Annotated in this window: 13 protein-coding genes; 7 read left to right on the forward strand and 6 right to left on the reverse strand. The window is 41.9% G+C overall.

From position 1 onward, the window contains the following. Positions 1 to 205: 205 nt before the first annotated feature. The 5 genes from lolA (at position 206) to FTV52_RS05660 (ending at position 5555) form a co-directional block, all read left to right on the forward strand. The gene (gene lolA, locus FTV52_RS05640) at positions 206 to 904 is read left to right on the forward strand and encodes an outer membrane lipoprotein chaperone LolA (protein ID WP_179990204.1); all 699 of its coding nucleotides are present in this window, start codon (positions 206 to 208) and stop codon (positions 902 to 904) included. A gap of 455 nt (positions 905 to 1359) precedes the next feature. Further along, complete coding sequence (locus tag FTV52_RS05645) at positions 1360 to 2157, forward strand: RsiV family protein (protein WP_154320981.1); 798 nt, start codon at positions 1360 to 1362, stop codon at positions 2155 to 2157. Between the two features lie 120 nt (positions 2158 to 2277). Next, positions 2278 to 3549, forward strand: coding sequence for a serine--tRNA ligase (gene serS, locus FTV52_RS05650; RefSeq protein ID WP_004972265.1), 1272 nt, complete (start codon positions 2278 to 2280; stop codon positions 3547 to 3549). A gap of 63 nt (positions 3550 to 3612) precedes the next feature. Continuing rightward, positions 3613 to 4983, forward strand: a complete 1371-nt coding sequence (cysG, locus tag FTV52_RS05655; protein WP_004972262.1) for a siroheme synthase CysG — start codon at positions 3613 to 3615, stop codon at positions 4981 to 4983. 92 nt (positions 4984 to 5075) lie between these two features. After that, positions 5076 to 5555 (forward strand): tRNA (cytidine(34)-2'-O)-methyltransferase, encoded by a 480-nt coding sequence (locus FTV52_RS05660; RefSeq protein ID WP_136144597.1) that lies wholly within the window; start codon positions 5076 to 5078, stop codon positions 5553 to 5555. Between the two features lie 194 nt (positions 5556 to 5749). Here FTV52_RS05660 and FTV52_RS05665 read toward each other — a convergent pair whose 3' ends face one another. The 6 genes from FTV52_RS05665 to rpoD all read right to left on the reverse strand — a co-directional run bounded on the left by FTV52_RS05665 (position 5750) and on the right by rpoD (position 12309). Further along, positions 5750 to 7144 (reverse strand): APC family permease, encoded by a 1395-nt coding sequence (locus FTV52_RS05665; protein ID WP_178866175.1) that lies wholly within the window; start codon positions 7142 to 7144, stop codon positions 5750 to 5752. Between the two features lie 267 nt (positions 7145 to 7411). After that, entirely contained in the window at positions 7412 to 8596 is a 1185-nt protein-coding gene (locus FTV52_RS05670; RefSeq protein ID WP_179990206.1) for an iron-containing alcohol dehydrogenase, read from the reverse strand. Position 8597: 1 nt separating this feature from the next. Beyond that, positions 8598 to 9131 carry a hypothetical protein gene (locus FTV52_RS05675; RefSeq protein WP_026438100.1) on the reverse strand — a complete coding sequence of 178 codons (534 nt, stop codon included), beginning with the start codon at positions 9129 to 9131 and terminating at the stop codon, positions 8598 to 8600. 75 nt (positions 9132 to 9206) lie between these two features. After that, positions 9207 to 9863 (reverse strand): lipoyl(octanoyl) transferase LipB, encoded by a 657-nt coding sequence (lipB, locus tag FTV52_RS05680; RefSeq protein WP_004972253.1) that lies wholly within the window; start codon positions 9861 to 9863, stop codon positions 9207 to 9209. 152 nt (positions 9864 to 10015) lie between these two features. Then, positions 10016 to 10309: a YbeD family protein gene (locus FTV52_RS05685; RefSeq protein ID WP_019837061.1), complete on the reverse strand. Its 294-nt coding sequence runs from the start codon at positions 10307 to 10309 to the stop codon at positions 10016 to 10018. Positions 10310 to 10422: 113 nt separating this feature from the next. Beyond that, the gene (gene rpoD, locus FTV52_RS05690) at positions 10423 to 12309 is read right to left on the reverse strand and encodes an RNA polymerase sigma factor RpoD (protein ID WP_004972247.1); all 1887 of its coding nucleotides are present in this window, start codon (positions 12307 to 12309) and stop codon (positions 10423 to 10425) included. A gap of 373 nt (positions 12310 to 12682) precedes the next feature. Between rpoD and FTV52_RS05695 the strand changes: the two genes are divergently transcribed. Both FTV52_RS05695 and FTV52_RS05700 read left to right on the forward strand, forming a co-directional pair. Next, a complete protein-coding gene (locus tag FTV52_RS05695) occupies positions 12683 to 12892 on the forward strand; it encodes a PA3496 family putative envelope integrity protein (protein ID WP_004972246.1) in 210 nt (69 codons plus the stop codon). A gap of 68 nt (positions 12893 to 12960) precedes the next feature. Then, positions 12961 to 13485 (forward strand): YecA family protein, encoded by a 525-nt coding sequence (locus tag FTV52_RS05700; RefSeq protein WP_004972244.1) that lies wholly within the window; start codon positions 12961 to 12963, stop codon positions 13483 to 13485. Positions 13486 to 13571 lie beyond the last annotated feature (86 nt).

Genomic DNA, 13571 nt, shown 5'->3' on the forward strand with positions numbered 1-13571 from the left:
GTGATTGTGGGTTTTTTTATGCTTGTATGATGGAAAATTAGGGTCAAAGGATAACTTTTAGTTCTTCATCATGATGGATAAATTTCTACATTTTATATTAATAAGCATACAAAACTTCTTATTTTCTATCATATTAGCGCCAGAAATTGGTTTAAGATGGGACATCCAAAACATTGCGATTGAGCAAATATAAAAAGGTGAATCTATGAATATGCTTCGTAAAACGATGTGTGCTGTGGCATTGGGTGCAACCACTTTAGCGCCAATCATGAGTACTACAGTGTTTGCTGCGCCAGTGGCAGCATCGGAGCAACAAGCGACAGCAAACCTTGTTAAACAATTGAATGGTATTAAAAGTTTTACCGCCAATTTTGAGCAAACCACAAAAGTTAGCAACAATGGCAAGGCTTTGCCAAACCGTGGTTTATCGGCACAGCACATGAACCAGAATTTTAAAGGGGTTATGAAAGTTGAGCGTCCGGGTAAATTCTTTTGGGAAACCACCAGTCCAGCCAAACAAACAATTGTGACTACGGGTAAAACCGTATGGATTTATGACCCAGACTTACAACAAGCTGTACGCCAAAGCCTAGATGATCAAGTGGCAAATACGCCTGCGTTGTTGCTTTCGGGCAATACCAATCAAATCATGCAGTCGTATCGTGTGACCCAGCCGAATAAGTCAAAGACTTATTACACCTTATACCCAAAAAGTGATGATGGCGTATTTCAGAGTTTAACCATTAGTTTTGGTGCGCGTAACGCGCCAACCTTAATGATTTTACAGGACTCATTGGGACAAACCACGCATGTGCGCTTTAATAATGTAAAAGTCAATGCCAAAATTCCTGCATCGACTTTTAATTTCACGCCGCCAAAAGGCACGGACATTATTGATCAATAATTGAATGTTTTATACGTTCTTTTAAAAGCATAATTTGCTATCCCTTTCTAGCCTTCTCCCACAGGGAGAAGGTTTTCAGCTTCAGCATAGCGGAAATTTATTTGAATATTCTTCCTGAGAAATCCACAATTTCTGTGGATAAATCTCGGGATAATTCATATTTTGCAGTATGCGGGATATAGATTGAGTCATCACAGATCATTATTTTATATTAAGGATTTGTTATCAAAATTTTGATTTATAATGAAAAAATAAAAATAATCACGCAAAAATTTGAGTAGTAATTTTAAACAGTTTTATCCACCGATTATTCCGTTACACAACTGCTCTAGGATTGAACAGCAAGAGTTATCTATAGTCTTGACTAATTCAATTGAACCAATTTTATCGCAAGATTTGTGCAGGCTTGCATTTCAAATCATTAGACTTTGTGAATCGTGGCTGAGGGGAATTTAATGCAATATTTAAAATCACAGGTGTTTTTGGGTGCTGTCGCTTTAAGTTCAGTATTGCTATTGACTGCATGTCAGCCAAAGAGTGAGGCAACTTCTAAAACCGAAGCAGAGCAAGCTGCGCCTGCATCTATCGCAGCTGATATTCCTGTGATTCAAGCTAAAGTGGTGGCGCTTAAATTGCCACAACAGCAAATTTGTGATGAAGGTGGTTGTACTGCTTACGATATTCAGACGGTAAAAACCAATGTGGCGTGGATTGATGAATATTTTATGCAGCGCTTGCAAAAGGCAGACCCAATTGCATTTTCAAAAGCTGCGGCATCAACTGCAACGCCAAAGGTAGAAGAAACTGATCCTATGCGGCTGAGTCAGAGTTCAAGCTATGTGCGATATATCGGGCAACATGCCAATTTAGCGACGTTTAGTTTGCAAAGCTACAGTTACCCTGCGGGTGCGGCGCATGGTATCCATCACCAAGAATTTGTGACTTTTGATTTAAAACAGAAAAAGCGTTTGGCGTTGCAAGATATTATGCTGCCCAATACGGAAGCCAAAATGACCGAAGAATTGTTTAACCATAATTATAATTGGTTAAATGAACATGATATTTCCCGTGAAAAGTTTAAATTGAGCGATAATTTTTATTATGGCGCTAATGGTTTGGTCTTTGTCTATCCGTTGTATGAATTAGCATCTTATGCAGAAGGTATGCCTGAGTTGATTCTGCCTTACTATGCGACGGAAAAATTAATTAAGCCTGAATATTTGCCAAGTTTGCCGCAGTATCCTCGCCAATAAAATTGCACAAAAATACGCAGAGATTGCTGTAATAAGGTGCAGCCGTGAATCGGGTTACTGTATTTTTTAACCCGAAGCGCTTACACTATAGCCAGTTTTTTTCTTATTCCAAGATTGGCTATGATTGACCCGAAATTACTCAGAAATAATATTGAGGCTGTAAATTTAGCCTTGGCAAAACGTGGTGTGCAATTAGATGTGGCAGAGTGGGCAGCACTTGAAGCACGTCGTAAAGAATTGCAATCTAAAACCGAAGCATTACAGGCAGAGCGTAATTCGGGCGCAAAACAAGTCGGTCAGATTAAAAAAGCAGGTGGTGATGCTTCTGAAATTATGGCGCGTATGGCTGCTATTGGCGATGAAATCAAAGCCGCTGAAGTGGCTTTGGCAGAGTTGCAAGATGAGTTAGAAGCTAAATCATTGTCTATTCCAAACTTGCCAGATGAGTCTGTGCCTGAAGGTAAAGACGAAGCTGATAATGTAGAAGTATTGAAATGGGGCACACCACGCCAGTTTGATTTTGAAATTAAAGATCATACCGACCTTGGCGAAATAATGGGTGGTTTGGAATTTGAAACTGCAACCAAATTAACAGGTTCTCGTTTTAGTGTTTTAAAAGGGCCATTGGCACGTTTACAACGTGCAATTACACAGTTCATGTTAGATACACATACTGTTCAAAATGGTTATACCGAAGCGTATGTGCCGTATTTGGTCAATGCAGATTCATTGCGTGGTACAGGTCAGCTGCCTAAATTTGAAGAAGATTTGTTCAAATTACAAGGTGAAAAAGAATACTATCTAATTCCAACTGCCGAAGTTCCAGTAACCAACTTTGTGCGTGATGAAATCATTGATCCTGAACGCTTGCCATTAAAATATGCCGCTCATACCCCTTGTTTCCGCAGCGAAGCAGGTTCTTATGGTCGCGATACTCGTGGTTTAATCCGCCAACACCAATTTGATAAAGTCGAAATGGTGCAGATTGTAAAACCAGAAACCTCAATGCAGGCTTTAGAAGAATTGACTGGACATGCAGAAGGTATTTTGCAGGCACTTGGTTTACCGTACCGTAAAATTATTCTATGTGGTGGCGATATGGGCTTTGGCGCAACCAAAACCTATGACTTAGAAGTTTGGGTGCCAAGTCAAAACACTTACCGTGAAATTTCATCATGCTCAAACATGGGGGATTTCCAAGCGCGTCGTATGAAAGCACGCTACCGTGCCGACCAAAAGAAAACTGAATTTGTGCATACATTAAACGGTTCAGGTTTGGCGGTAGGACGTACTTTATTGGCTGTTATGGAAAACTATCAACGTGCCGATGGTTCGATTGAAATTCCTGCAGTATTACGTCCGTACATGGGCGGTTTAGAGTTTATTGACTAAGTTGAGTGCAGGTCGACTTAGGATGAAATTGCTTACAATCAGATTTAAATATTGAGGTTTAGTGTGGATATTTTTCCAATCTCGTTAAAGTTGCAGCAGCAACCATGTCTGATTGTGGGCGGTGGGCATATTGCTTATCGCAAAGCGGTGTTACTGGCTAAAGCGGGCGCAAAAGTTGATGTGCTTGCCCCTGAAATTGATGTCAATTTATTGCAACTGGTGCAACAAAGTCAGGGGCAGTATGTACAGGATGTTTTTAGTCCATCTACTGCGTTACGTCACTATCGTTTGGTGATTGCTGCAACGGATAACAATTTGGTCAATCAGCAAGTTTTTGCAGCTTGCGAAGCCGAAAATGTGCTGGTCAATAGTGTTGATGATCCACCACATTGCCGTTTTATGGTGCCTGCCATCATTGACCGTTCGCCTTTGGTGATTTCAGTCGCGAGTAATGGCACATCGCCTGTATTGTCACGTCAAATTCGTACACAACTGGAAAGTACCATTCCGCATGGTATGGGCAAACTGGCAGAGTTTTCAGGTCAGTGGCGTGCCGCAGTAAAACAGAAAATTGTAAATCCAGATGAGCGCCGTATTTTTTGGGAGGAGCTATATGCCAGTCCTCTTAAAGAACAGGTGTTCAACGACAATCTTGACGCTGCAAACCAAAGTATCCAACAGGCTTTAGCGGAATGGCAAACACCGAAAGGCGAGGTGTATTTGGTTGGTGCAGGGCCAGGTGATCCTGAGTTACTGACCTTAAAAGCCTTGCGTTTAATGCAGCAAGCCGATGTGGTGATTTATGATCGTTTGGTGTCTGCACCTATTTTAGAATTGTGTCGCCGTGATGCCGAAAAAGTCTATGTCGGAAAAGCACGTTCTAACCATGCTGTACCGCAAGAAGGCATCAATGCATTATTGGTGAAATATGCACAAGCAGGTAAGCGAGTTTGCCGTTTAAAAGGTGGCGATCCGTTTATTTTTGGGCGTGGCGGTGAAGAAATTCAAGAATTGTATGAAGCAGGTGTGTCATTTCAGGTCGTACCGGGCATCACCGCAGCCTCGGGCTGTTCGGCTTATGCAGGTATTCCACTGACTCATCGAGATTATGCGCAAAGTGTGCGTTTTCTTACTGGACATTTAAAAGAAGGTTCGCCTGAATTGCCGTGGTCAGAATTGGTGTATGAACAGCAAACTTTGGTGCTGTATATGGGCTTGGTTGGCTTAGAAAGCATTTGTGAAAAACTGATTGCACATGGACAACGGGCGGATATGCCTGTCGCCTTAATTTCTAAAGGCACGACACCTGAACAAAAAGTGGTGGTGGGGACGTTGGCGGATATTGCCAGTAAAGTCGCACAGCATCACATTCAGGCACCTACCTTGACCATTATTGGTGAAGTGGTCAATTTACGTGAACAGTTGAAATGGTAATGAATCTCCCCCAACCCCTCTTTTAAAAAGAGGGGAGTTCCCACATTTTCTAAAGGGAGCTGAGGAGGGATTGTGAAAAGTAGAGAAAATTTGTGATCCACGTTGTTTTATATGAGCCTGAAATTCCAGCCAATACAGGCAATATCATTCGTTTGTGTGCCAATACAGGTGCGCAATTGCATTTGATTAAGCCATTGGGTTTTGAGCTGGATGATAAAAAGCTGAAACGTGCAGGTTTGGATTATCACGAATGGGCACGTATGCAAATTTGGGACAATCTTGAGCAATGCTTGGCTAATTTAGACAGCAAAGGCGTGGGGTTGGATGCGATTTATCCATTAACCACCAAAGGCACAGAAACACCACATACTTCGGATTTAAACCGACCTGTTGCCTTGTTGATGGGGCCTGAAACACGTGGTTTGCCAGAAGCAGTACGCATGTTGTTTCCGCAGCAGCACTGGATTCGTTTACCCATGGCAGAAAACTCACGCAGTTTAAACTTGTCTAATGCAACGGCTGTGATTGTGTATGAGGCATGGCGTCAGCAAGGTTTTAAAGCATTGCTCTAATTTGAGCATCAATTCATTTCAAATTTAATGCGATCTTTAGCATCAATGCGTACAATTGATAGATAAAAAGCTGAGACAAAACTGTACTCAGCTTTTTTGTTTTCGCTATTTTGCTGATTTAACGCTGCAATCCATTTGAGGCATAAGAAAAGGCGCATAAAGCGCCTGATCTTAAAGTTGTGATGCTATTTGTCTTAGCGATCATCAAACTCATTGTGCTGCGGAGCAGGGTGTTTAAAGCCTTTGGTTTTATAACCGAGGTATAAAACCCCAAACATTGCCCACCATAAGCCATACTTCAATGAAGTTTCATCGACTTCGAGCCATAAAGCAAAGACTGCAATAAAGCCGCACAACGGTACGATCACAAAATTGAGAAGGTCTTTAAAGCCTTTGGTACGACCATCACGTAGCGCGTAACGTGAAATCACCGATAAATTCACAAAGCTAAATGCGGTGAGGGCACCAAAACTGATTAATGAAATGACAAAATCCAAGTCCATAAAACCAGCAGTTAACGCTACAGCACCTACAATTAAAATATTGTATGAAGGTGTATAGCTGCGTGGGCTGATATGACCAAAGATTTTTTTGTTGATCACGCCATCACGACCCATCACGTACATTAAACGCGATACGCCCGCATGAGCCGAAATACCAGATGCCATTACCGTTACAATAGCAAAGGCAAGCACATAAGACTGGAACAGCGAGCCGCCGACCAAGAGCAGAATTTCTGGCTGCGTTTCTGCAATATTTTTAAAGTAGCTGCCCGGTTCATTTGGGAAGAAAATCTGCATGAAATAGGTGCTGACAATAAAAATTACACCCGCAATTAGCGCAGTTAAGAACATTGCCTTCGGTAAGGTTTTTTCAGTGTCTTTGGTTTCTTCTGCAAGTGAGCTGAGTGAGTCAAAACCTGTAAATGAGAAGCAGAGTAGGGTTGCACCTGTAATCAATGCGCCTACCGAAGTAAGTTCATTCCAGAAAGGTTCTAAGCTCCATAACTGATAACGTTGCTCGGCAGTAATTGGACCATCGGCATTGAAGCCTGCCTGAAGTTTGGTGTACATCATCCATGTAAATACGCCAATGACCACCAACTGTACCAAAACGATCATACTGTTAAAGTTGGCGACAAAACGCGCGCCACGCAAGTTGACACCCGTCATAAATGCCGTGAGTACCACCACCCAAATCCAGTGATTCACATCAGGGAATAAGGCTTCCAGATAAATCACCGCCAAGATGATGTTGACCATTGGCGAGAGTAAATAATCTAGCCAAGATGACCAACCCACCATAAAACCAACGTTGGGGTGAATCGATTTTTGTGCATAGGTATACGCCGACCCAGAAGAAGGATAACGACGAATCATGTGACCATAACTTAAAGAAGTTAAAAGAATGGCAACCAGTGCAAAAATATAAGATGTGGGTACGTGAAAATGACTTTCTTCCGATACTAAGCCGAAAGTGTCGAATAACGTCATCGGTTGAATGTAGGCTAAACCAATAATAATAATGTGCCAGAGTCCTAGCGTTTTTTGCAGTTTAGCTGCCGATTGAGTCCCAGAGATATTTGTCAACGGCGTTATCCTCTTAATCGTTGATCAAGGATCAGTCATGTTTGTTCAGGATTGTTTGAGACGAACAATCCCCCCTACATAAAAAGTAAAAACGCGCCAATCTACTCCATAATGACGCGCTTTGTCAGTATCTTTGCTTTCTTTTTTAGCAGAAAAAACGCCATATTGATGAAAAAACATCAGACGCAGCAGTCTACCAATGAAAAGCCCGATGTTTAGAAAAACATCAGGCTAGATTTTCGGCTATGTTCGCCTATTTTGTAGGAATTACCAAGCCTTTTTTAAGATGGCTTTGAGTTCTTCTAAATTGGCTTCTTTCGGGTTGTAAATAATCGAACCATCGTTCAGGGCTTTTTCAGCGACTTCATCTAATTGTGCTTCGCTGACTTTACCAGTTTCTTGTAAAGTGCGTGGCAATTTAGTCAGTGCATATAAGCGGTCACGAATGGCTAAGAGTGTCGCAATGGTTTTATCGGCACGTAAATGTGCAGGGGTTTGTGCATAGACGTCTGCGCCAGCCAAAGGTAATAGTAGCTCGGCAATTTTATCGGCATTGACGTCTTTGTTGTATTCCAACACGTATGGCAAGAATAAATTCATGCACAGTCCATGTGGCAAATGTGCCACAGCACCCAAGGCATGACCTAAGGAATGCACCAACCCGACCATAGAGTTTGAAAAAGCAATCCCCGCCATAGTAGATGCTTGTGCCAATTCCAAACGGCCTTGTTCATCGCTTGGGTTGTCTAATACATTGAACAGGTTATTGCTGATTTTTTTAATTGCTGCAGCAGCATAAGCATCAGAAATTGGGTTGGCTGCCATGCAACTATAAGCTTCAATGGCGTGCGTCATGGCATCCATAGCCGTCATTGCCGTTAAATGTGGTGGCAAAGTTTGCGTCATACGTGAGTCTAAAATGGCTGCATGTGGCATTAAGTAATACGATGCAAATGGCATTTTGACGTTCTTTTCTGTGTCGGATACCACCGCAACCATAGTCACTTCTGAACCTGTGCCTGATGTGGTTGGAATCACAAAAAAAGGTTTCAGTGGACGTGGTAAGTTATGCGCACCTGAATATTGCAATAAGTCATCACCACCTTCACTGACTAAAATATTGGTGGCTTTAGAGGTGTCAATGACTGAACCGCCACCCACCGCGATAATGGCATCACAGTTGTTTTCGCGGTACAACTGTGCAGCACGGCGAACTGTCGCCACACTTGAATCTTGCGGGACATCATCAAAAACATAGCCAATCACGGCATCGGTAGATTCAAAAGCCGCTTCAATCGGTGCAAGCAAATTGTTGGAACGCACGCCTTTGTCGGTAATGATCATTGGGCGCTGCGAACCGAGTGTCGCCAATTCAAACGGAATATGTTCAAGCGCTGCATGACCTGCAATGACTTTGACTGGGCAAAAAAATTCGTAATAAGGCTTCGCCATGTTATGCACTCCGTTTGAAATAAGATTGGGCAACTTTTAGATAGATATTGGCTGCACCTGATAGTTTTTCTTTTAAGCTGAGTTCAGTCGGATATTGTTTTACCGCCAGTTCTGCCAGTAATTTAGGCAAGATCAGTGCTTCCATTTTGTTCAGGCAACGTACCAAGCGAATTGCATAAGACACATCACCATCGGCAATCATGCGGTCATGCGCAAAGGCCTGTGCGGTACTTTCCTGAAATGAAAACACTAAAAATGCATGATTTAAGTGTTTAAAGGTAATGGTTAAATCGGGTTTTTGTGCCGTATTCTGTAACAGTTCTAATTGATGATCTGCAGTGACTTTGGCAACAAAGGCTGGACCATTCGGAAAAACTTTCATAGACAACACAAAGTTGCTGGGAAATTTGGCAACTTCTTGTTTAATTTCTTCATCGACCTGACTTGCCATGACTAAACCTCTGCCAATCACATCCATCATGAGTTTGACATAGGCCAGTTGCAAAGCGGGTTTCACAGATTTAGTTGAAATCACGCGCTGAATCCCTGTGTTATAAATCATTATTTAGAGTAAATACTCTATTTTATTTCTTATTGAAAAGAAAGCCATTTATACGTGAATGACTTGAACGTCATTAAAGTAACCGCTGTTTTGTAAAGTTTCAATGATATCTGCGCAGAAGTTTTCAAAATGTGGATAGTCATTGACTAAATCCATCACACGTACCATTTCCAAACCTGCATAGCCGCAAGGGTTGATACTTTGAAAACCAGTCAAGTCACAATCAATATTGAGGGCTAAACCGTGATAACTACGGCCTTTACGAATTTTAAAACCGAGTGAGCCAATTTTTCGTTCATTGACATATACCCCTGGTGCATCTGCTTTGGCATAGGCTTCAATGCCGTATTTTTTAAGCAGCTCAATCATCAAGTTTTCAGCATAAGATACCAAAGTACGGACATTCCAGCCTAAACGGTTCAGGTCAAACATGAAGTAGGCGACCAATTGGCCTGGGCCATGCCATGTGACTTGACCACCACGATCAGTCTGTACCACAGGAATATCTGTCGCCATTAAAATATGTTCGGCTTTGCCTGCTTGCCCTTGGGTCAGTACATTCGGATGTTGCAAAATCCAGAGTTGGTCAGGGCTGTCTGCATCACGTTGTTCAGTCCAGTCTTTCATTTCCTGAAAGCGAGCTTGATAGTCAGTCAGGTCATGATATTGACGAATAATCAGGTTTGGCCGTTGTGCAGTATCCACAGTGATGCAGTCCTATCCATAAAAGCAAGAAATTGATTTTATTATACGAAAATGTGGCGGCTGTAGGGGATTTGTGGATTGAATAAGATTTTGGCAGCGCAGAAACAAAAAACACGCCCGAAAGCGTGTTATTTGAAAATCAATCTACAAAATTACAATGCAGTTTTAATCAGTGGGCAAGCTGCCAAATCTGCATAAATGGCATGCACTTGTTCCAATTCTTCAAAACGCAATTGTGCTGTAATTGAATGATACTTGCCTGTGCGTGATGGGGTAATGCTGATGCTTTGTGCATCAAACTCAGGGAAGTGCTTCACTAAAATTTCAACCACAGCAATACGCAGTTCATCACCCGCGTCACCAATGAGTTTAATTGGGTAATCCATTGGAAACACCCAAAGATGCTCTTGTAGTTCACGAGATGGGGTACGGTTGAATAACGTCATAAGCGTGTGTCTCTATCTCTATATCAAACGCCTGCATAGGGCAGGCGTTTTTTGTCTTGTTGAATAAATGAGGCTGAATTTAAAAATTTCAATAGCTCATTTATGCAGCAATCTTAGTCATTTTCCAAGAACGAGCGTAAGTGTTCAGAACGAGAAGGGTGACGAAGTTTACGTAAGGCTTTGGCTTCAATCTGACGGATACGTTCACGGGTCACATCAAACTGCTTCCCAACTTCTTCCAAAGTATGATCGGTTGGCATATCAATACCAAAACGCATTTTCAGAACTTTGGCTTCACGTTCAGTCAAGTTTTCAAGCACTTCACGGGTCGCTTCTTTTAAGCCTTCAGAGGTTGCCGCATCAACAGGTGAGGTGATGTTGCTGTCCTCAATGAAGTCACCCAAATGTGAATCTTCATCATCACCAATTGGCGTTTCCATAGAAATCGGCTCTTTGGCAATTTTCAGAACTTTACGAACTTTAACTTCATCCATTTCCAAGCGTTCGCCTAATTCTTCTGGAGTCGGTTCACGACCCATTTCCTGAAGCAATTGACGCGATACACGGTTGATCTTGTTAATGGTTTCGATCATGTGTACTGGAATACGAATGGTACGCGCTTGGTCGGCAATAGAACGGGTAATCGCCTGACGAATCCACCATGTTGCATAAGTCGAGAACTTATAACCACGACGGTATTCGAACTTGTCTACCGCTTTCATCAAGCCGATGTTACCTTCCTGAATCAAGTCTAGGAATTGTAAACCACGGTTGGTGTATTTTTTTGCAATCGAAATAACCAGACGCAAGTTGGCTTCAACCATTTCTTTCTTCGCACGACGGGCTTTGGCTTCGCCTACTGCCATACGCTTAGAAATTTCTTTGATGCCTTTAACATCTAAGCCTAACTCTTTTTCAATGTCGGCAATTTTTTGTTGGAACGCCAAAATATCTGGACGTACTTTTTCCAAATAGCCTTTTTGGTCGGCAGGTGCTTTGGCAATGTGCTCGTCTAACCAAGCAAAGTTAGATTCCTGACCTGGGAATGAGGTACGGAATTGAGTACGATCCATACGACCACGACGCACCGCATAACGCATCACTTCACGTTCAGCAGTACGAATTTGTTCATGTGTACCACGAATCATTTCCGAAATAATATCGAATAAACGTGGCGTAAATTTAAACATCATGAATACAGTCGCTAAAGCTTCTAAAGCCTCTTGAGCTTCGGCACTTTCACGACCATGTTTTTCAATGGCAGCAATTTTTGCAAGATAAGCCTGTTCCAATTCACCAAAACGCATTCTTGCAATTTCTGGGTCTGGACCTGAATCTGCTTCAGATTCTTCTTCGGCTTCAGCTTCTTCTTCCTCATCGTCATCATCAAGTTTGACGTCTTTGGTTGGTTTGTTGCTGGTGTCTTCTTCTTTGTCTAAATCGGCTTCGTCTTCTAAAACTTCTGGAATTTCTTCATCGGTTTCAGGGTCTAAATAACCTGATAAAATATCGGCAAGGCGACGTTCGCCTGCTTCATAATCTTTATATTCTTGCAGTACCACTTGCACTGCGTTTGGCCAGTAGGCAATCGAGTGAAGTACATCGCGAATCCCTTCTTCAATACGTTTCGCAATGCTAATTTCACCTTCACGCGTTAACAGCTCAACCGTACCCATTTCACGCATATACATACGCACAGGGTCTGTGGTGCGACCAGGCTCATTTTCTACAGAGGCAAGTACCGCTGCAGCTTCTTCTTCAGCAACTTCGTCGGCAGCTTCCGCATTATCCTCGAACATTGCATCATCAGATTCAGGCGCACGTTCATGCACAGGAATACCGACGTCTTGAAGCATTTGAATAATGTCTTCAATCTGCTCGCTTTCTGTGATTGAGTCCGGGAGATGATCGTTAACCTCAGCGTAAGTTAGGTAACCTTGCTCTTTGCCTCGGCTAATCAGAGCCGCTACTTGCGAAGTAGGGGAATTCATATCGCTCATCTTTGCTTACTCTTCGTTGAATCTGTGGCAGTGAAAAACCGTGCATGATAGCACAATTCGCTTTAAATAGGGGGTGAATTGATCAATCAAGCATGATTTTAAAATGATGTTTGAATGAAGAATGTGATAGGAATATGGGGCTTCATTACTGTTTTTCAAGTCAATTTCCTTTTTGCCCGCAAAATATTTTTATGATTGGGGCGAATCTCAAATAATGATACTAACTTGTTCATAAATACACAAATTTGCCGCAATGTTGCAAGCTGTCTATGTTGCAGTTTTTTGAAAAAAATAAATAAAACTTGACAATATTTATAAAGGCAGATAAATAGCGGCTAGACCCTTCACATTTTTTCATTCTGAGGTAGTTTTAGTGTCTTCTACAGATTTTGAACTAGATGATAACTACGGTGATGATGATGTTAATTTCGATGAGGCATCAAACAAAATAAGCGCGAAAGAATCTTTAGAAAAGCGCCGTTTGATTGATGATTTACTCGCACAACGTCGTTTGGAACGTGAGCTCAAAGATTTTGATTATGATTTTGACGATGACGACGATTTTGACGATGAAGATGACTAAAATCAGGTACTGTATCTGGCATTGAAAATGCTATGCTACACCCCTAAATTGACACCGATGGATTTGAAATGACTGCTTTAGATTTAGACCTGTTAAGTGAATATCTAGATGGTGACCAAAACGAGTATGGTCTAGACTTCGCTGCAACGCATGGTTTCTTGTGTGCCATTGCAGTTGGACCTCAATTTGACCCATGGTTAAATGAATTGTTTGAAGGCAACCAAAAGAAAGTGCCTGCTGAAATTATTGCGCAAATTCAGGCTTGGTTAGAAAGCATTCGCCAAAGTTTAGCCAATGAAGAAGGCATTGAGTTTCCATTTGAAATTGAAGAAGCAGAAGTTGATTCAAGTTTGGGTGATTGGAGCGTTGGCTTTGTCGATGCGATGTTCTTAAACGAAGAAGCATGGTTTACGCCTGAATTTGAAGAGCAATTGGTTGATTTAACTTTGCCAATGATGGTGTTTAGCGGCATTGATGAAGAAGATCCACAAATGGAATCTTTCCGTCGCAATGGTCAGTTAATGGACGAAATTGCAGAAGAAATTCCTGAAAACCTGAATGAATTATATTTGATGTACCACACGCCTGATTAATGGCTTGGTTTACATATTGTGTAATATGTAATCCTCATAAAAAAAACGCACTGCGCAAATCGCAGTGCGTTTTTTATTATGGCGCT

This window comes from Acinetobacter sp. YH1901141 (assembly GCF_013416935.1).
Classification (GTDB): Bacteria; Pseudomonadota; Gammaproteobacteria; order Pseudomonadales; family Moraxellaceae; genus Acinetobacter; species Acinetobacter towneri.

Bases quoted from the DNA above. Each gene is read 5' to 3' on its own strand.
- FTV52_RS05645 (WP_154320981.1), top strand. From the start codon at position 1,360: ATGCAATATTTAAAATCACAGGTGTTTTTGGGTGCTGTCGCTTTAAGT.
- serS (WP_004972265.1), top strand. From the start codon at position 2,278: ATGATTGACCCGAAATTACTCAGAAATAATATTGAGGCTGTAAATTTA.
- rpoD (WP_004972247.1), bottom strand. From the start codon at position 12,309: ATGAGCGATATGAATTCCCCTACTTCGCAAGTAGCGGCTCTGATTAGC.
- FTV52_RS05670 (WP_179990206.1), bottom strand. From the start codon at position 8,596: ATGGCGAAGCCTTATTACGAATTTTTTTGCCCAGTCAAAGTCATTGCA.
- lolA (WP_179990204.1), top strand. From the start codon at position 206: ATGAATATGCTTCGTAAAACGATGTGTGCTGTGGCATTGGGTGCAACC.
- FTV52_RS05700 (WP_004972244.1), top strand. From the start codon at position 12,961: ATGACTGCTTTAGATTTAGACCTGTTAAGTGAATATCTAGATGGTGAC.
- FTV52_RS05685 (WP_019837061.1), bottom strand. From the start codon at position 10,309: ATGACGTTATTCAACCGTACCCCATCTCGTGAACTACAAGAGCATCTT.